This is a genomic window from Pusillimonas sp., from assembly GCF_029263785.1.
In the GTDB taxonomy this organism is placed as follows: domain Bacteria; phylum Pseudomonadota; class Gammaproteobacteria; order Burkholderiales; family Burkholderiaceae_B; genus Pusillimonas.
Map to the genome: position 1 here is coordinate 1 of NZ_JAJUFE010000027.1, position 18,350 is coordinate 18,350.

Annotated in this window: 21 protein-coding genes; 10 read left to right on the forward strand and 11 right to left on the reverse strand. The window is 58.4% G+C overall.

Going from position 1 to position 18,350, the window contains the following annotated elements; translation table 11 throughout:
- From Q1J88_RS08175 to Q1J88_RS08190, 4 genes are all read right to left on the reverse strand, one after another.
- Positions 1-131, reverse strand: a 131-nt coding sequence (locus Q1J88_RS08175; RefSeq protein ID WP_301117155.1) for a sugar phosphate nucleotidyltransferase, incomplete at its 3' end; no start/stop codon positions are given.
- A gap of 65 nt (positions 132-196) precedes the next feature.
- Entirely contained in the window at positions 197-373 is a 177-nt protein-coding gene (locus Q1J88_RS08180) for a hypothetical protein (RefSeq protein WP_301117129.1), read from the reverse strand.
- An 18-nt stretch (positions 374-391) separates the two neighbouring features.
- On the reverse strand, positions 392-1,228 hold the full coding sequence (locus Q1J88_RS08185) for a type III pantothenate kinase (RefSeq protein WP_301117130.1): 837 nt from the start codon (positions 1,226-1,228) through the stop codon (positions 392-394).
- Positions 1,225-2,118 (reverse strand): biotin--[acetyl-CoA-carboxylase] ligase, encoded by an 894-nt coding sequence (locus tag Q1J88_RS08190; RefSeq protein ID WP_301117131.1) that lies wholly within the window; start codon positions 2,116-2,118, stop codon positions 1,225-1,227. Before Q1J88_RS08190 ends, Q1J88_RS08185 begins: the two co-directional genes overlap by 4 nt.
- A 98-nt stretch (positions 2,119-2,216) precedes the next feature.
- Here Q1J88_RS08190 and Q1J88_RS08195 point away from each other — a divergent pair, with 98 nt between their 5' ends.
- The 5 genes from Q1J88_RS08195 (at position 2,217) to lipB (ending at position 6,021) form a co-directional block, all read left to right on the forward strand.
- The gene (locus Q1J88_RS08195; RefSeq protein WP_301117132.1) at positions 2,217-2,858 is read left to right on the forward strand and encodes an alpha/beta hydrolase; all 642 of its coding nucleotides are present in this window, start codon (positions 2,217-2,219) and stop codon (positions 2,856-2,858) included.
- Positions 2,859-2,930: 72 nt separating this feature from the next.
- Complete coding sequence (locus tag Q1J88_RS08200) at positions 2,931-4,157, forward strand: D-alanyl-D-alanine carboxypeptidase family protein (protein WP_301117133.1); 1,227 nt, start codon at positions 2,931-2,933, stop codon at positions 4,155-4,157.
- A 42-nt stretch (positions 4,158-4,199) separates the two neighbouring features.
- Complete coding sequence (locus tag Q1J88_RS08205) at positions 4,200-5,057, forward strand: D-amino acid aminotransferase (RefSeq protein ID WP_301117135.1); 858 nt, start codon at positions 4,200-4,202, stop codon at positions 5,055-5,057.
- A gap of 5 nt (positions 5,058-5,062) precedes the next feature.
- Positions 5,063-5,350, forward strand: coding sequence for a DUF493 family protein (locus tag Q1J88_RS08210; protein ID WP_301117136.1), 288 nt, complete (start codon positions 5,063-5,065; stop codon positions 5,348-5,350).
- Positions 5,350-6,021, forward strand: a complete 672-nt coding sequence (gene lipB / locus Q1J88_RS08215; protein ID WP_301117137.1) for a lipoyl(octanoyl) transferase LipB — start codon at positions 5,350-5,352, stop codon at positions 6,019-6,021. Before Q1J88_RS08210 ends, lipB begins: the two co-directional genes overlap by 1 nt.
- A 36-nt stretch (positions 6,022-6,057) precedes the next feature.
- Here lipB and Q1J88_RS08220 read toward each other — a convergent pair whose 3' ends face one another.
- The 3 genes from Q1J88_RS08220 to Q1J88_RS08230 all read right to left on the reverse strand — a co-directional run bounded on the left by Q1J88_RS08220 (position 6,058) and on the right by Q1J88_RS08230 (position 8,127).
- Entirely contained in the window at positions 6,058-6,552 is a 495-nt protein-coding gene (locus Q1J88_RS08220) for a TPM domain-containing protein (protein ID WP_301117138.1), read from the reverse strand.
- Positions 6,553-6,596: 44 nt separating this feature from the next.
- A complete protein-coding gene (locus tag Q1J88_RS08225; RefSeq protein WP_301117156.1) occupies positions 6,597-7,436 on the reverse strand; it encodes a YgcG family protein in 840 nt (279 codons plus the stop codon).
- Positions 7,437-7,515: 79 nt separating this feature from the next.
- On the reverse strand, positions 7,516-8,127 hold the full coding sequence (locus tag Q1J88_RS08230; RefSeq protein ID WP_301117139.1) for a LemA family protein: 612 nt from the start codon (positions 8,125-8,127) through the stop codon (positions 7,516-7,518).
- A 244-nt stretch (positions 8,128-8,371) separates the two neighbouring features.
- Between Q1J88_RS08230 and Q1J88_RS08235 the strand changes: the two genes are divergently transcribed.
- From Q1J88_RS08235 to Q1J88_RS08245, 3 genes are all read left to right on the forward strand, one after another.
- Positions 8,372-9,730 (forward strand): DEAD/DEAH box helicase, encoded by a 1,359-nt coding sequence (locus Q1J88_RS08235; RefSeq protein WP_301117140.1) that lies wholly within the window; start codon positions 8,372-8,374, stop codon positions 9,728-9,730.
- A 138-nt stretch (positions 9,731-9,868) separates the two neighbouring features.
- Positions 9,869-11,464, forward strand: a complete 1,596-nt coding sequence (locus Q1J88_RS08240; protein WP_301117141.1) for a peptide chain release factor 3 — start codon at positions 9,869-9,871, stop codon at positions 11,462-11,464.
- Between the two features lie 74 nt (positions 11,465-11,538).
- Entirely contained in the window at positions 11,539-12,177 is a 639-nt protein-coding gene (locus tag Q1J88_RS08245; RefSeq protein WP_301117142.1) for a hypothetical protein, read from the forward strand.
- Positions 12,178-12,391: 214 nt separating this feature from the next.
- Here Q1J88_RS08245 and bfr read toward each other — a convergent pair whose 3' ends face one another.
- From bfr to rpoN, 3 genes are all read right to left on the reverse strand, one after another.
- Positions 12,392-12,862 carry a bacterioferritin gene (gene bfr, locus Q1J88_RS08250; RefSeq protein WP_301117143.1) on the reverse strand — a complete coding sequence of 157 codons (471 nt, stop codon included), beginning with the start codon at positions 12,860-12,862 and terminating at the stop codon, positions 12,392-12,394.
- A gap of 341 nt (positions 12,863-13,203) precedes the next feature.
- The gene (locus tag Q1J88_RS08255) at positions 13,204-13,470 is read right to left on the reverse strand and encodes a (2Fe-2S)-binding protein (RefSeq protein WP_301117144.1); all 267 of its coding nucleotides are present in this window, start codon (positions 13,468-13,470) and stop codon (positions 13,204-13,206) included.
- A gap of 406 nt (positions 13,471-13,876) precedes the next feature.
- Positions 13,877-15,292 (reverse strand): RNA polymerase factor sigma-54, encoded by a 1,416-nt coding sequence (gene rpoN / locus Q1J88_RS08260; RefSeq protein WP_301117145.1) that lies wholly within the window; start codon positions 15,290-15,292, stop codon positions 13,877-13,879.
- Here rpoN and Q1J88_RS08265 point away from each other — a divergent pair.
- Both Q1J88_RS08265 and leuA read left to right on the forward strand, forming a co-directional pair.
- The gene (locus Q1J88_RS08265; RefSeq protein ID WP_301117146.1) at positions 15,291-15,857 is read left to right on the forward strand and encodes a hypothetical protein; all 567 of its coding nucleotides are present in this window, start codon (positions 15,291-15,293) and stop codon (positions 15,855-15,857) included. The two genes, rpoN and Q1J88_RS08265, sit on opposite strands and share 2 nt — an antisense overlap.
- A gap of 414 nt (positions 15,858-16,271) precedes the next feature.
- Complete coding sequence (gene leuA, locus Q1J88_RS08270; RefSeq protein WP_301117147.1) at positions 16,272-17,975, forward strand: 2-isopropylmalate synthase; 1,704 nt, start codon at positions 16,272-16,274, stop codon at positions 17,973-17,975.
- A gap of 26 nt (positions 17,976-18,001) precedes the next feature.
- Here the strand turns inward: leuA and Q1J88_RS08275 are convergent, their stop codons facing one another.
- Positions 18,002-18,346 carry a DUF1840 domain-containing protein gene (locus Q1J88_RS08275; RefSeq protein WP_301117148.1) on the reverse strand — a complete coding sequence of 115 codons (345 nt, stop codon included), beginning with the start codon at positions 18,344-18,346 and terminating at the stop codon, positions 18,002-18,004.
- Between the last annotated feature and the right edge of the window lie 4 nt (positions 18,347-18,350).

Below are 18,350 nucleotides of genomic sequence, written 5' to 3' on the forward strand. Positions count from 1 at the left end.
TCTTCGACTGCGTACTGGATCAACGGCTTGTCAAACACCGGCAACATTTCCTTTGGCATGGCCTTGGTAGCCGGCAAGAACCGCGTACCCAACCCCGCCACAGGAAAGACAGCTTTACGTATAGGTTTCATAGCTTCCCAATGTTAGAGAAAACGTAACAGATTGTACCAGCGCATGGTAGTCGCATAGGCAACCGCTAACGCACTGTATGAGGGTTGAGTATTGGTTCACCCAAAGTGATCAGATTTGAATTGATGGGAGGGCGCTGATTGACCGCGCGCCCGGCTTCACTTGGAGGCACGCCAAAATACCCCTGACCATAGGCGAACAGGCCGACGTTGGCCAATACAACCAGTACGAGAAAAAATCGCATGCGATCCCTTTTAGCACGTTATTTCGACAAGACGGCCAGGCGAGCCAGGCCGTCCAATACCGGTGCTTCAAGCCAGTTCACTGACTGAAGAGGAAGATGCAGACGCCGACAGGCGTCCTTCAACATCCGATTGACTTCATCGCTGACCATAGGCCACCCCCCTCCCGACACATATACGACAGGTGGCGCGCCACAAAGCTCGATTCCGGCCAGCCACTGCCGTAGCAATCCGCCTGCCTGCGCCGCCGCGACCCCGGTTGCGATGGCCTGGTGTGTATGGGTAGGGTAAAGCGCCGTGTCGCCGTGGGCATGAGGCAGGTTTGCCGTACCTGTGGTCAGTGCGGCCGTCATGAGTTCCGGGCCCGGAAAGATCAGGCCGCCAGGAAATTCAAATCGTTGTGCCTCGCCCATGGTCGGTCGAAGTTCGACAGGCTGCAAGGTATCGATGGTGGTGGCAGTGCCAAATGTGGCAAGCAATGCCGCAGCCGCGTCTGCAGGAAAGCCGGCACGACGCTTCTGCTCGTGCCATGCAACGCCCAGCATTGCGGCCCAGCGGTCGGCACCCAACTGTGCAGGCTCGCGGTAGGCATTGCGAACCCCCAGGGCATCGGGAGCAGAGGTGAACCATTTCACAGGCCTTTCCAGGACGTCTTCAATAAGTGCAGCGGCGCTCGGCCCGGCAACATTGACTCCAACCGCCGACGCGGGTAGCCGGGGCAGCCCGGATAACCAGCGCCGGATGGCAGCCCTGTCGTCAAGGGCTGCAGCCAGCAATCTGCCTGACCGCCATCCGGAATTGTCGTCCAGCCAGTCGAGCTTGATGCGCGTATTTCCCGCGTCAATTAGAACTGTCATGAGGAAAGCGTGACCTGACCGCGGCCTTCGGGCAGAGGCCGGACCGACACTTCGCCAACTGAGACCGGCGAGATGCCTGTGGGGGTGCGAATCAGCAATTGCCCCGATTCATTGACTCCGCAAGCTATGCCTGACTGCACGGTCTGGCCGTTATCCAGAACCACGACATGTTGTCCTGACAAATGATCCACCTGGGCGTACCGTTGGGGAAACGAGCTCATGCCTTCACGTACAACCAGAGAAAAGGCATCGACCCAGGCCGTTGCTATGCGTGCGACGATGTCGGCGGCAGGCACGGCGCGGGCGTATTCGTCTTCGGAGATCACCTCGGTCCAGTCGGCCACTTGCCGGTTCAGGGCATTGCTTAGCGCTCTGGCATCGTGCAGGTTGATGCCCAAGCCGAGTATGACTACGTGATGATCGGGTGAATGTCTGACCGCACCCGACCGGGTCACTTCGACCAATAAGCCCGCCAGCTTCGAAAACCGCCATTGAATATCGTTGGGCCACTTCAACGACAGCAAGGGCCTGTTGTCAGGCTCGAGCAGCGCGCGCAGGGCCTCGCAGGTGGCGACTCCCGCCAGCGGAGATAAGGCGGGCAGCGATCGCGCCGGCAAGAAGACGTCAAAGGCACACGAAAACATCAGATTCGCACCCAGCCGGTTCTGCCATGTACGTCCCGCTCGGCCGCGTCCGTTATCCTGCAGGTGTGCCCCCAGCAGCCAGGGGCGTGGCGGATGCGTCGGGCTACGTGCCAGTTCAAGCAGATCGGCATTGGTTGACCCGGTTCTTCCCACCCAGTTGACATGCCGGAACCCGGGCAGTGCAACGCGAAGCCGATCCGCCAGCGTGGCGGGCTCGGGCAACACAGGTCGCAAAGCACTATGCATGGTCGAATTCAAGACAACACCCCAGTGGCGGAAACTCGGGAACCAAGCATATTGTAGTGAAGGTCTACAATATTCAATCCGTCATTTTGCCAATAAAGATGTCCTCTCGTACCGAACTTTCCATTTTTGCCGGCCTGGCGGGCGATATCGATTGCGCCATCGACTGGCCGGAACACACGCCTCGCGGCTGGGCATTAGTGCTGCACCCCCATCCCTTGCATGGTGGCGCCCGCGATAACAAGGTCGTCACAACCATTGCGCGTGCCTGTGTGCAGCACGGGCTTGTCGCCCTGCGCCCGAACTTTCGGGGCGTCGGTGGGTCAAATGGCGAGTTCGACAAGGCGATAGGTGAAACTGCAGACATGCACGCACTGCTTGAGCAGTTTGCGCAGCGGCATCCCGATATTGCGGCGCTTCCCTGGGTGCTGGGCGGTTTTTCGTTTGGCACGGCGGTAGCAGCCCAGCTTTACTCGGGTCTGTCCGATCACCGGCCGGATGCGGTCATACTGACAGGCACTGCTGCCCAGCGCTTCACGTTTCGCGACATCGCTTTGCCGGATCACACCTTGCTTGTTCATGGCGAAACCGACGACGTCGTTCCACTGAACGAAGCCATGGAATTTGCTCGAGCACACGAGCTGCCCATGGTTGTCATTCCGGACGCATCGCATTTCTTCCACGGCAAGCTCCTGACCTTGCGCGGGCTCGTGCAACAACGGCTGGCGGCGATGACGCTCTAGTCACCGCTGCCTATAATGATGCTCGAAGCGCGTTTCATACTGAACACCGACATTCTCAACATACGACTATCAATGACCACCCACCCGCTAGGCTTTCTGACAACCGCTTCCCGTAAATTGCTCCTGTGCACGGCTTTGGCCTGCACTTCGCTTCTTGCCAACGCGCAATCTGACACCCCGGCCACCGCCGCGGGAGCACAACCCACTCACGTGGTTGCGGTCAGCGAACTGTCCACCATCCCTGTTCCCGAAGTGCCAGCCAAGGCCTGGCTTACTCTGGATGCCAACAGCGGCCAGGTCATTGGCGCCCTGAATCCCACGCAACAAGTGGAACCTGCATCGTTGACCAAGCTGATGGCGGCTTACGTGGTTTTCGACGCCATCAAAAATGGCCGCCTGTCGCTGGACCAGCAAGTCACCATCTCGGAGAAGGCCTGGCGCACCGAAGGTTCGCGCATGTTTGTCGAGGTCAATTCTCAGGTATCGGTCGACGACCTTCTGAAAGGGGTCATCGTACAGTCGGGCAACGACGCTACCGTTGCCCTGGCAGAAGCCGTCGCCGGCAGTGAAGGAGCCTTCGTGGCGCTGATGAATGAAGAGGCCAAGCGTCAGGGCCTTGCCGACACGCATTACACGAACTCGCCGGGATTGCCCGATCCGCAGCACATGACCACCGTGCGCGACCTGGCCACACTGGCCACCAATCTTGTCACAGACTTCCCCGAGTTCCTTCACTATTACAGCCAAAAAGAATTCACCTATAACAAGATCAAGCAACCCAACCGCAACCGTCTGCTGTGGGCGGACGGCACTGTCGACGGGCTAAAGACCGGCCACACGTCGTCGGCTGGATACTGCCTGGTATCTACCGCCGTGCGCGACGGCCGTCGCGTGATTTCGGTCTTGGTCGGCGCGGACAGTGAAGCTGCCCGCACCGAAGCCAGCCTCAAGCTGCTCAACTGGAGCTACCAGAACTTCGACACCATCAAGCTGTTCGACAAGGACCAGCCCGCCGTGCAGGCAAGAGTCTGGGAAGGCGAAGCCGAAACCGTCGATCTTGGTCAGACCAAACCCATCTGGCTGACCGTACCCCGCGGCAAGGGCCCCGATGTCCAGCCTATTGCACACTACACCCAACCTCTGATTGCGCCGCTGACCAAAGGCAGCGAAGTCGGAACAGTTTCATTGTCGCTGGACGGCAAAATATTGCGTGAAGAGCCGCTTGCCGTAATGAACGACGTCGCACAGGCAGGTTTCTTCGGCCGCCTGTACGACAAGGTCCGCCTCATGCTGCAATAAAGCAGGCACTCTCCCCTTAATACATTCGAGTCAGAACGCAAGATGATTTCCGACGTCGACGGCGATAGCGTCGTCTACCTTAACGGCCAGTTCCTGAAACTGGCCGATGCCAGGATATCTGTCCTGGACCGTGGTTTTATCTTCGGTGACGGCATTTACGAGGTGGTTCCGTTTTACCGGGGCAAGCCTTTTCGCATGAACGAACACCTGGCGCGGCTTGAACGCAGCCTCGCCAGCATCGGCATCGATACAGGCCTCAACGCCGACGCCTGGCAAAAGCTCGTCCTCGAGCTGGCGTCCAAGTGCTCTCTTGCCTACTTTACGGTGTACCTCCAGGTCACTCGCGGTCCGGCAAAACGGGATCATGCCTTCCCCACCGCACCACAACCCACCGTTTTCGGGATGACGTCGCCATTTACGCCACCCACGGCCGAGCAGCGCAATGTCGGCCTGACGGCCGTCTCGATTCCGGACATTCGCTGGCTGCGTTGCGAGATTAAGTCGATTTCCCTGCTTGGCAATGTACTGGCAAAGCAACAGGCCGTTGAGGCAGGTGTCGACGAAGTGCTGCAGTTTCGTGACGGCTACCTGACCGAAGGCGCATCCTGCAATGTATGGATTGCGCGCGACGGTGTGCTGGCTGCGCCGCCGCTGGACAACCTCATTCTCGAAGGCATACGCTATCGTTTTCTGGAAGAGCTTGCTGCCAAAGCAGGCATTCCCTTCGAATCTCGTCGCATCTCAAAAGACGAAGTGGCTTGCGCCGACGAGATCATGCTTACATCTGCCACCAAGGAAGTGCTGCCCGTAGTGCAGTTCAACGGGAAACCCGTCGGCACCGGAAAACCTGGACCCGTTTACGCTGCCCTGCGCGACGCGTACGACCAGATACTGAGCTAATACGAATGGTCACCACCCCACCTCCCATCCCTCCGGAAGAGTCGCTGATCCAATATCCTTGCGATTTCCCCATCAAGGTAATGGGCAAGACGCATCCAGAGCTTGCACAGCAGCTGACGGCCGTCGTTCAGATCTTTGATCCGGGATTCAATCCGGCTTCGGTTGAAATGCGTGCTAGCAAGCAGGGCAATTACATCGGCCTGACATTTACGGTAAGAGCCACATCGCGCGAACAGCTGGATGACCTGTATCGTGCTCTGCACGGCCATCCCCTGGTGTCGGTCGTCCTGTAATGGTCACCGTCAAGTGGCTGCCGCGACCCGTGCCCTACACACCTGTATGGCAGGCCATGCAGCAGTTCACAGAAACGCGCAGTGCCGACACGGCCGACGAGATATGGCTGGTCGAACACGAGGCTGTCTACACGCTGGGTCAGGCCGGCAAGCCCGAACATATCCTGAACAGTGGTGCCATTCCCATCGTCCATTCCAACCGGGGTGGGCAAGTCACCTACCATGGCCCTGGGCAGCTTGTCGCCTACTGCCTGGTCGATCTGCGTCGCGCCGGACTGTATGTCAAGGAATATGTCGCTGCACTCGAGGACACGGTCATCGAGATGTTGCACGATCATGGCCTTGAAGGTGCGACCCGCAAACCGGGGGCGCCGGGCGTGTACCTGCCAGTCGGAACGCTTGGCGCATCAGGCCGGTTCGAACCCGAACTGGCCAAGATCGCGGCTCTTGGCATCAAGGTACGCAATGGCTGCGCCTACCATGGCATTGCGCTGAACGTCGATATGGACCTGACACCCTTTGAAGGTATCAATCCTTGTGGCTATGAAGGGCTTCAGACTACCGATATGGCAAGACAGGGAGTGAAGCTTAGCCTCGAACAGGCCGGTGAAGAGCTGGCGCAACGGCTGATGACGCGGTTTGAATCTGCCGCATCAAGACAACACGCCTGACCCCCCAAGTGCAATACCTTTCGGCTGCGCGCCGTGCTACAGCAACACGGGCCGATCAGAGAGCTGGTTGACGTTTTCCGTTCCGTCCAGCGGTGGACAATATTTGGCGCAGATGGCTTCGATGTCCTCCACTGCCATCAACACACCTTCAACGTAAGAGCCCCGAAGCAGATTTTCGCGCAGCCTGCTGCAGACCCGCTGCCATGCATCGGGTGGCGCAGCAACGCCGCGATCGGCAATCACCTCGATGCTATGGCGATCCAGCGCCAGATACAGCAACACTCCCGTGTTTTCAGGAGTGTCCCAGACACGCAATTTTCCGAACACCTCGAGCGCACGCGCGTGACTGTCGGGTTCGTGACCCGGCGAGACCGCTTCGATGGCAAGCATCAGCTCGCCGGAATGGTTTCGTTCACACGCGGCGATACGCTCGGCGATTTGCTCTAATACCGCCGGCGTGAAATGCCGACGACGCAGATACTGCCCCTCGACACTGCCCCAACCTGTCAGTTGTCTCCAGCTACCACGCACTCGCAACTCCCTGATAAGTTCGGTCAGATATAAGCGCAAGCCGCTTACCAACGCCCCGAGGCACCGCCACCACCACTGGACCCACCTCCGCCGCCGAATCCGCCGCCGCCAAAACCTCCGCCGAACCCCCCGCGGCCCGATGCTCCCCCGATTCCGCCGATGATGCCACCATGCCTTGAGGCCTGAGCCCCGCTGACGCGGGCCACTCGAGAGCGAAGCGCCATACTGACGAGAAAGGCGGCCATGCCGCCAAGTACCGCGAAAACCAGACTTCCGAAAATGAAGTAAACCGCCAGAGCAACCGCAACCACCGCAAAGATGGGCGGCAACGCCAGTGCCAGAATCATGAGCGTGGCAAGAAACCCAAACACATCTTCAGCCTCGGCAGCCTCGGCTGCAGCCGGCGCCGGAAGCTCTTCGCCATCGACCAAAGCGATCAAACTATTGACGCCTGCCTCGACGCCTCCGGCGAAGTCACCCTGTTGAAATCGGGGTACGACCTGCTCGCGGATAATGCGCCCGGCCAAGATATCCGGCACGGCACCTTCAAGCCCATAGCCGACTTCTATACGCAACTGACGGTCGTCTTTGGCAATCAAAAACAAAATACCGTCATCCACGGATTCGCGCCCCAGCTTCCATTGCTCAAACGCACGTACGGCGTATTGCTCGATGGCCTCATCGCCGGTGGTGGGGATCATCAGAACCGCAATCTGCGCTCCTTTGCGTTGCTCGAGCTCGGCCAGCGATTGTGTAAGCCTAGCCTGTACCGCGGCGTCCAGCGTTCCCGTTGTGTCAGTAACTCTCTGTTGAAGTGCAGGAATGGGCTGCTGCTGGGCGAGGGCGGCTGCGCTCATCACCAGCCAAATCGCCAGGCCGGCCATCAACCAGACCAAAGAAGCCGCCGCCTGTCGCAAGCAAGGATGCCGATAGGGCTGACAGAGGAATTGCTGAACCATGATGCTACCTGTTGGCACCGGCGGGTACGTCGAACTTCACCTCGGGGTCCCGCATGATTTGCTCTTGTCGCTCGACACCGTAATTGGGCAGCACGTCGTAGCCAAAGATCTTGGCGGTTATGACGGCGGGGAACTGCCTGATATATGTGTTGTACGCCTGCACTGCCTGCACATAGCGTCCGCGCTCGGTCGCGATGCGATTCTCGGTGCCCTCGAGCTGAGTCATCAGATCGCGGAACAAGCCATCGCTTTTAAGCTGCGGGTAATTCTCGGAAACCGCGATCAGGCGCGAAAGCGCCGAAGACAATTGGTCTTGTGCTTGCGCAAACTGCGCCATGAGCTGCGGATTGTCCAGATCGTCAACTGTGACCTGAATGCTGCCCACCTTTGATCGCGCCTCGGTTACCTCGGTAAGCACTGTGCGCTCGTTGACCATATAGGCGTTTACCGAGTTAACCAGCTTGGGAACGAGTTCTGCGCGCCGCTCGTACTGATTGAGCGTTTGCGACCAGGCCGCCTTCACCTGCTCGTCGAGTCGCTGGATCTCGTTATACCCGCAGCCTGTCAGCACCAGGGTCATGAGGGGCGCAAGAATCAAAAGCAGTATACGTTTCATGTTGCAGCTCTTAATAGTGATTCAGTCGGTGATCCGTAATATCCCGGCAGTTTACGGGAACGGGTAAAGTACTTTACGCCAAGCCCAAGTACAGTACAATGATAGCTTCGCGCGCAACCAATCAGCGCGCAGCAGCAAGCGCATTCCCGCATTGCATCACCCGGCCTCGCAGGCCCTAAAACATTCCGTCCGCCTAGATTGGTGTCTCTCGACTCGAGCGATAGGCTGTCGCTGGAGTTAATTCTTGAATACCCAAACTAATTTTGCCTCCCTTGGGTTGGCTGAACCCCTATTGCGTGCAATCGCCGAAACCGGCTATACCGCGCCCACGCCTATCCAGGCGCAAGCTGTACCGCAAGTCCTCAAAGGCGGCGATCTTCTGGCCGCAGCACAAACCGGAACCGGCAAGACAGCCGGCTTCACCCTGCCTATTCTTCACCGACTTCTGGAATCGCCTGCCTCACAAGCCACGGCCGGTCGCCCCCGTTGCCTGATACTGACGCCTACGCGTGAACTCGCTGCCCAGGTCGAAGAATCCGTCCGCACCTACGGCAAATACACAAAAGTGCGATCGATGGTGATGTTTGGCGGAGTCAACATCAATCCGCAGATCAGCGCCTTGCGCAAACCGCTGGATATCCTGGTGGCCACTCCTGGTCGCCTGCTCGACCACGCTCAGCAAAAAACGGTCGACCTTTCCGGTGTTGAAATCCTGGTACTGGACGAGGCCGATCGGATGCTGGACATGGGTTTCATACGCGATATCCGTCGTGTGCTGGCGCTGTTGCCCAAGAACCGCCAGAACCTGCTTTTTTCGGCCACTTTCTCGGATGAGATCCGCGAACTGGCCAAGGGCGTACTGGACAATCCGGCAGAAATTTCAGTGGCACGCCGCAATACCGCCTCCGAGCTCGTCAAGCAAAGCCTGATCATGGTTGATCAGGCTCACAAACGCGACATGCTCAGCCACATCATCCGCGAAAGCGGCTGGCATCAGGTACTGGTGTTCACGCGAACCAAGCATGGCGCGAATCGCCTGGCAGAAAAACTCAGCAAGGATGGATTGACGGCCGCCGCCATTCATGGCAACAAAAGCCAGGCAGCGCGCACCCGCGCTCTAAGCGGGTTCAAGGACGGCAAGGTCGCCGTGCTTGTCGCCACTGACATCGCCGCGCGCGGCATCGACATCGACCAGCTCCCGCACGTCGTCAATTTTGAACTGCCAAACGTGCCCGAAGACTATGTGCACCGCATCGGTCGCACCGGGCGCGCCGGCAGCGAGGGCTCGGCCCTGTCCCTGGTGGACCGCAGCGAAATCAAGTTTCTCAACGCCATCGAAAAACTCATCAAGCGCCCCATCGATCGCGGAACATTGGAAGGCTGGACACCCCCGGCTGTTGTCGACGCACCCGACGAGCGGGAATCGCGAAATTTCCGGCGGATGGGTACAGGACGTGCCCACAGCCAGAACCGGCGTCCCGCCGCCGGCGAACCCGCTCGACGCAGCAGCCCCGGACGGGGAACCGATCAAGCGCGACAGGCTCGTCCAGCCCAGTCTCGACAAGGCGCCGGTGCGCGACGCCGCGACCCCGCCCGCACTTGATCTTAAAACGCGCTTGCTGCCTGGCCAGACCTTGCCCGGACACACCCCCCATTGAGCCTTGCAGCGAGCACGTAGTTACCCCTTAAAATCGAGAGTTGCCCGGCCGGTGCCGGGAGTTCCAAACACCGCCTGAAAACGATGACCATTGCCACAGAAGTCGCACGACGACGTACTTTCGCCATCATTTCCCACCCGGACGCCGGCAAGACGACGCTGACCGAAAAACTGTTGCTGTTTGCAGGCGCCATTCAAATCGCAGGAAGCGTGAAAGCCCGCAAAGCCAGCCGCCACGCTTCTTCCGACTGGATGGAAATCGAAAAGCAACGGGGAATTTCAGTAGCGTCTTCGGTCATGCAGATGGAGTATCGGGACTGCGTCATCAACTTGCTCGACACTCCGGGACACCAGGACTTCTCCGAAGACACCTACCGAGTACTTACTGCCGTCGATGCGGCGCTAATGGTTCTGGACGCCGCAAACGGCGTCGAGCCGCAAACCATTCGCCTGCTGCAGGTATGCCGCGCACGCAACACCCCCATCATCACTTTCGTCAACAAGCTGGACCGCGAAGTTCAAGAGCCGCTGGACCTGCTCTCAGAGATCGAATCCCATCTGGGCATGGACACGGTGCCGCTTTCGTGGCCCATTGGCATGGGACGATCCTTTGGAGGCGTAGCCGACCTGCGGCGCAACCGCATGCGCGTGTTCAAGGCGGGACAAGAGCGACGCGGCCATGACGAGATCATCGAAGGACTCGACAATCCGGAAATTGCGCAGCGTTTCGGCGACGCCTATGTCAAGGCAGCCGAAGAAATTGAATTGATTCAGGAAGCGTCGCCCGCATTCGATCACGCGGCCTTTCTTGCTGGAAAGCAGACACCTGTGTTCTTCGGTTCGGCCATCAACAATTTCGGCGTACAGGAAGTCCTGGACGCCTTGGTCGATTTTGCGCCGCCTCCCGGCCCGCGCGAGGCACTGCAACGCGAAGTGCAGCCGGACGAGAAGAAGTTCAGCGGGGTCGTGTTCAAGGTTCAGGCCAACATGGATCCGGCTCACCGCGATCGCGTCGCGTTCGTACGCGTCAGTTCGGGCCGCTTCGAACGCGGCATGCGCCTGAAAGTCGCCCGAACCGGCAAGGAGATTCGCCCCAATAACGTGGTGTCGTTTCTCTCCCAGCGACGTGAGCTGGTCGAAGAGGCCTACGCCGGCGACGTCATCGGCATCCCCAACCACGGCCTGCTGCATCTGGGCGATGTCCTTACCGAGGGCGAAAATCTTCAATTCACCGGATTGCCGTTCTTTGCTCCCGAATTGTTCCAGGCGGTAGAAGTCAAGGACCCTTTGCGTACCAAGCAGCTTCGCACCGGCCTGACCCAGTTGGGCGAAGAAGGAGCCATTCAGGTATTCCGGCCCGAAGCGGCCGGTGGTGCGCTATTGCTTGGCGCGGTCGGCCAGCTTCAGTTCGAAGTCGTTGCCCACCGGCTCAAGACGGAATACGGCGTTGATGCGCGCATGATGCCTTCCCGCTATAACCTGGCGCGCTGGATTACATCGGACGACCCGAAAGAGCTGCAACGCTTCATGCAAGCGAATGCTGCCAATATTGCCTACGATGTGGTGGACGCCGTTGCTTTCCTTGCCGGTTCGCCCGCGCAGTTACGGGTCGCGCAAGAGCTCTACCCGGCCGTGCAATTTCACGCCATGCGCGAACATGGCGGTCAGGTCTTCGCATAAAACGCTTACATTGACGGCGGAATGACTTGGCGAACGTTCTATACTACCCAGGATAAAGTCCACGAAGGTTCTCAATGTCTTGGCGTTCAATTTTCGTAATTCTGCTGTTGGCTGCAGGCGCTTCTGTCTGGGGAGGTCTGCGCCTGGGCGAATGGCTGGTGGCGCATGGTCCGGTGGCAACCGCGGCTTCGCACCACGGCCCACTGGTCACCGTGCCGGTGCTCGACGCAGACGGCAAGCCATATACCGCGCAACCGCCACAACCGCTGGTGGACGGCAGGTTGGCTGTCCCCGAAGCCCCGCCTCTTATCGCCTGGGAAATCCCCACCTCTTCGCTGGATGAAACCAAGTCAAATCAGGTAATTGCTGTCGCAACCACGCCTATCACGATGGTAGAGGCAGAGCAGATTGCAGCTGGCGGCTCCCCCAGTCGTCTAAGCGGTATTGCCGATGTCGGCGACCTCATGGGCAACCTGAACCAGGGTGCCCCTTTGCAGCCCATCGAAGCACCACAAGCCCCCCCTCCTCCTGTGGCCAATCAGCCCATCGGCACATCAACCGCCTGGCAGGCAAGACTGCGTCAGGATCTGCAAGCCTGCGAAGCCGAGAGCTTCTTTGATCGACCCAGTTGCGCATGGGCGGCGCGCAATCGCTACTGCACGCCAAACAATGCCTGGGGCAAAGTGGCGGATTGCCCGGCCAAGAATTTCTGATTTTCAGGCGTATCCCGCTGCAGAAAAAAGCAGGCTAAAACGGCTTTCTAGCCCCAAATTACGCCACAGCCCAAGAAGCTGGCAGTTACGCCGGCTCTTGGGCTGCGGTTTACCTGGGCCTGTCGTCTTCACAGACCACAGAGCCGGCTGCCTGAAGCAGCACTGCATTCCGGGCTTATCCTGGGGCAGCGCTACATTCCGGGCTTATTCTTCCTTATTCTTCCATTTGCGACTGCAGATAGTTTTGCAGACCGACCTTGTCGATGAGCTCGATCTGGGTCTCGAGCCAGTCGATGTGCTCTTCAGTGTCGTCAAGGATTTCCTGGAACAGATCGCGCGAAACGTAGTCGCGCACCGATTCGCAATAAGCAATGGCTTCGGTGACGGTGCTGTGCGCCGAAGACTCGAGCTTCAGGTCACAGGAAAGAATCTCGGGCACGTCTTCGCCAATAAGCAGCTTGTGCAGGTCTTGCAGGTTGGGCAAGCCGTCGAGCATGAAAATGCGCTCGATGAGGCGGTCGGCGTGCTTCATTTCGCCAATGGATTCATCGTATTCGTGCTTGCCCAGCTTGTTCAGGCCCCAATGATTCAGCATGCGCGCATGCAGAAAGTACTGATTGATGGCTGTCAGCTCGTTCTTGAGCTGAGCATTCAGGTGTTTGATTACGGTTGGATCGCCCTTCATGACGCTCTCCTGGAAAACGTGGCCACGGCCTAGGCGGCACTATTGATCTTCTAAGGCTCTGGTGAATCAATAGGCTACCATGAGGGCATCAAATAATCAGTACGCCCAGAAAAGGCATAACCTGCGAAGACCCGCATGAATACATGAGTTCGGTGTAATGGGAATGAGTCCGCTTGTCGCTAGCAGTACGGAAGGAATGGCTCAACCACGCGCCTTAATCCAGGTCGGATGCACGAATTTTGGGGTAACGAAATACGACTTCAGCCCCATTTGCGCGCAATTGGGGGCGCAGTAGAGAATCGGAATCGCGACAGGAATATTGTATCTAATTGTAATTGTTTTTAGGCTCGGCGTGCGACGGCCTGCACCACCATGGGCCGCAGCGAAGCGTCGTTGGCCGCTTCTTCCACGACCGCCCCAATGGCTGTGGCTGACAGATGTTCGTCCTGGCGGCCACCCGGCAGGTATTCGCTGGCGGTATCAGCACAACGCCCGCAACACATCGCGACCCCCAGATCAATCTGAAGATCGGCAAGTGTCTCGGCCCCGTCGGCAACGGCCTTGATGACTTGGCGCTCGGTGATCGCGCTACATATACAAATGAACATGAGAATAATTATTATCCAGCATTCGGGAAAAATCAACGCGGATTCGCGCAAACCGCCAAGAAAATTGTAAATATTGTCGCTGGGGAAAATTGTGAAGTCATGCCGGCTCCTGGGTGCCGTCGTCGGTATTGGTGTCCACACTCACTGTTTCCAGCCATGGCTTATGAGGAGGCCGGATTGCGCGCAACAGCTTGCTGTTCGCCCTTCGCCCTTCGCCCTTCGCCCTTCGCCCTTCGCCCTTCGCCTTTCGCCTTTCGCCTTCAGCAGTTCTGCAGTTCTGCAGTTCTGCAGTTCTGCAATTCTGCAATTCTGCAATTCTGCAATTCTGCAATTCTGCAATTCTGCAATTCTGCAATTCTGCAATTCAGTGGATCAGGGCAAATACCAAAAGTTCCGGGGCGACGCTTCAGCGAGCCGCATCCAGACGGGCCCGTGCACGCCGTTGTGGAGCCGGCGGTATCCCAGCGGCCTCGCGATACTTGGCTACTGTACGCCGGGCAATAACAACACCTCGTTCGGCCAGCTTGGTTGCAAGGGTATTGTCCGACAGCGGCTTGCCTGCCGGCTCGCTTTCCACAAGTTCCTGAATCATGGAACGCACCGCCGCATTCGAGGTTGCGTCTCCGTCTTCGAGCCCGACAGCTGTAGTAAAGAAATACTTGAGTTCATAAACGCCCCAGGGCGTTTGCAGGTACTTCTGCCTGGTTGAGCGCGACACAGTTGATTCGTGCATCTGCAGCTCCTGAGCAATGTCGCGCAGGACAAGAGGTCGCAAGGCCTGTTCACCCTGATCGAAAAAGGCCTGCTGGTGCTCTACCACTGCACTGGCAACTCGCAAGATAGTGTCAAAGCGTTGCTGAACACTCTTGATAAGCCCATGAGCTTCGCGCAATCGCGACCGCAAGGCCTCACCCCCTGCATCGCCGTGCTGTCGAATAATCTGGTCGTAGACAGCATCCACCTTGAGCGAAGGCCTTGCCGCGGGATTCAGGTAGGCTTTCCATACCCCCCCTGATTTGCGAACAAACACCTCGGGCCGAACGTAATTGGCAACGTCAGTCGCCCAGTTCCGACCCGGCTTGGGATTCAACCTTAACAGCAGTCGGCGCGCATCAATCAACACACTCTGTTCGTGGCCCAACTGCCGCGATAGACCGGTCAGTTTTCCCGAGGCCAACTTTTCAAGATGCCCATTCGCCAGCTGGCGTGCGCACGCAAGAACTTCGTCATCCACGTCAAATTCCAGGCGCCGCAGCTGCAGCAACATGCATTCAGAGATAGAGGCGGCACCCACGCCCGGGGGGTCAAACGACTGAAGCAGGCTCAAGGCAGCTTTCCAATCGCTGATGTCAATGTCGAGTTCGACAGGCAAAAGGTCGGCGAGGTCTTCAAGAGGGGTGGTCAGGTATCCGTTGTCGTCGAGTTCCTCGATCAGCAGCTCAACCAGAACGCGGTCCCGTTCGCCTGCTCGAGTCAGGCGCAACTGCTCACGCAGATGCTGACGCAAGGTAGGGGCAATTATGGCTTCCGGCTGGGTATAGTCGTCGCTGTCTCGCGCGCGCGACGCAGGATCGGCAGACTGGCCAAAATCCCTATCATCCGGTAACGAGTCTGTTTCCGATCCCGCAGCTTCGGTGTCATACTCTTCCACGCGTTCCAGCAAGGGATTGTCCAGTAACGCTTGGGCGATCTCAAGTTCAAGATCCTGCGCCGAACACTGCAGCAGACGTATGGCCTGCCGCAGCTGGGGAGTCAGCGTCAGCTTTTGATGTTGGCGCAGTTCAATTGAATGGCGCGATTGCATAGGTAAAATGACCCGCATGAAACAGATATCCAGCGCTCGGACGACAGCGCAAGACCAGGCGGCATTACGCAGTACGCTGCTCAAGCTTACAGCAACGCAAAAAATCCTGTGTACCGTTGTGGTGGCCGTCGTCGCCATCGTCTGGTACGACTTGCTCACCCGCATGATCGCCTTTGGCGACCGCGTCGACTATTCGGGATTGCAGGCACTAGGCGGCGACGCGATCGCGTTTTTGCAGCGTTACAACGCCTATTTTTGGTGGGCGCTGGTGGCATTATGCACCCTTGTCATCGTCTACCTGCTGCTTGGTTTCATACGAGTCAGCAGTGAACGTACTCGTGGAAAGATTGTCAGCGCCGATACCTTCGATGGCCTTGTCAGCCAGCTGTCGGAACCCGCCCGAGATGTGTTGCGCTGGGCATGGCATGACCGCAGCCAGCCGGTAACTGTTGGAGTTTTGCAACGGGCGGCGGAAGAATTGAGATCGGGCAGGGCGGGCAAAATCGAGCTCTCACGTCATCAGGCCCGCAGCCTCGAAAAGTCCACATTCACCCAAGAAACCCGCGAACCACCAAGCGCCTGAAAACACTGTTCCAGCCTGGATGCAATTGAGTCCGGGCAGCCTGGTTACCTGTGGATAAGTGCATTGCACGCGGTGCAATATGCTTGCGCAGACGCGTAACAATGTTTAGACTAAGAGGCATGAAACACGCTAACGCCACCCCCGTTTCTTTTGCTTCCGGCAGCTACGCTGCCGGTGCAGTGGTGGCCGCTCCCCTTGCCGGCGTTCGCCGCGCTTCTCTTTCCGCTCTGGCCCTATCCCTACTGCTACCGATCGGTTGCCGGGCCTAGCGTCGTGTGGCAGTTCGGCAGCCTGTTCGCCACGCCGAATTTTTTGCGTCGATTTTTGCCTTAACCAGGTTTCCCGACCAAGGCCGACTTAAACCGAACGACGCCCAGACGACACTCAAGAAAGAACTCCGTACATAGGTGCCTTATGCTTTCCAACCCTTCCGACAAATATCGTCCATTTGTTCCGTTTGATCGCGATTATTCCGAACGCACGTGGCCCAGCAAGCGCATTACCCATCCGCCCATCTGGATGAGTACCGACCTGCGCGACGGCAACCAGTCATTGATCGAACCCATGAGCGTCGAGCGCAAGCTCCGCTTCTTCGAACAACTGATCAAGATCGGCTTCAAGGAAATCGAGGTGGGGTTCCCATCGGCTTCGCAAACCGACTTCGATTTCGTGCGAAAACTGGTCGACGACAAGCTTATTCCGGATGACGTCACCATCATCGTGCTGACCCAATCGCGCGAAGACCTCATCAAGCGTACGGTCGAGGCCGCGGCGGGTGCAAAGAAAGCCATTGTTCACCTGTACAACGCCTGTGCTCCGGCGTTCCGCAAGATCGTGTTCAACATGACGCCGGACGAAGTTCGCGAATTGGCCGTAACCGGCACCAAGCTGGTCAAGCACTATACATCCCAGCATCCCGAAACATACTGGCGTTACGAATATTCGCCCGAAGTGTTCAGCACCACCGAGCCCGAAGTCGCCCTGGCCGTATGTAATGCCGTCAGTGAGGCCTGGCAGCCAACCCCCGAGTCCAAGATCATTTTCAACCTGCCGGCAACCATCGAGGCAACCACGCCCAACCTGTACGCCGACCAGATCGAATGGATGCACAATAATCTCGCTCGCCGCGACTGCATTGTGCTCAGCGTGCACCCGCATAACGACCGCGGCACCGCCGTGGCCGCTGCCGAGTTCGCCATCATGGCCGGCGCCGATCGCGTAGAAGGCTGCCTGTTCGGAAACGGCGAACGTACTGGCAACGTATGCCTGGTCACGTTGGCGCTCAACCTGTATACCCAGGGCATCCACCCGGGCCTTGATTTTTCCGACATCGACGAAGTTCGCCGTTGTGTCGAATACTGCAACCAGTTGCCCGTGCATCCGCGTCACCCTTATGCCGGAGACCTCGTCTTCACGGCATTTTCCGGCTCACACCAAGACGCCATCAAAAAAGGCTTTGCGCAGCAAAAGCCCGATGCATTGTGGGAAGTTCCCTATTTGCCCATCGACCCTGCCGATCTGGGCCGCAACTACGACGCCGTTATCCGCGTCAACAGTCAATCGGGCAAGGGCGGAGTCTCGTACCTGCTCGAGCAGGAACACGGCCTGGTATTGCCACGTCGTCTTCAGATCGAGTTCAGCCGCGCCATTCAGCGCGTCACTGACGAAACCGGTGCAGAAGTTACCGCGGGCGATGTATATAAGCTGTTCAGCAGCGAATACCTCGAGCTCGAAGCACCCTGGAAGCTGGTCCGTCACCGGATTACAGGTACGCCAGAGGCCAAGTCCGGCGAACAATTTGCCATCGAGGTCGAATTGACGCACAACGGCGAAACCCGCCGGCTGACCGGCCAGGGTGATGGTGCGATTTCAGCTTTTGTCGATGCGCTCGACCTGGACATACGCATCATGGATTACCACGAGCACGCCATCGGCACCGGCACCGACACCAAGGCGGCATGCTACGTAGAAGCCCGCATTGGCGATAGCCCCACCGGCTTTGGCGTAGGCATCAATACCGACATCGTCACGGCGTCATTCCTGGCCATCCTTAGTGCCGTCAACCGTCACGAGGCCGCCCACCCCATTCAGAAGGCGTCGGCCGAAGCCGCAGTATAAGCAGCTTCGCGCCACAGCCGGCCCGTTTACCAGGACGGTGCCGGCTCCCAGGTAACATCGGCCCCATGCTGCTGCGCCAGCCGCAGCATGGCCAACAAGGGAAACGAGCGCTGCCGAAAACTGACGGGCAAAGAGATCGGATGTTCGCGGTCGTCGTTGTCGTCGTCACTTTCGGTGTCGTTTGGCGGGGGACCCTCGGCTATGGCTTTTTCGATGCCGGCAATCGCCTCGGCCAACTGATCGCGGGTGATGACCCCCCGTTCGGGCAATGTGTCGGTATACGGTTTGCCGGCTGCCTTGAGGATGGGCAGCGCATGGTGGGCAAACATGAGGACTTCGGCGGCGGGCTTGGAATGAAAGACTACTAGCATGTCG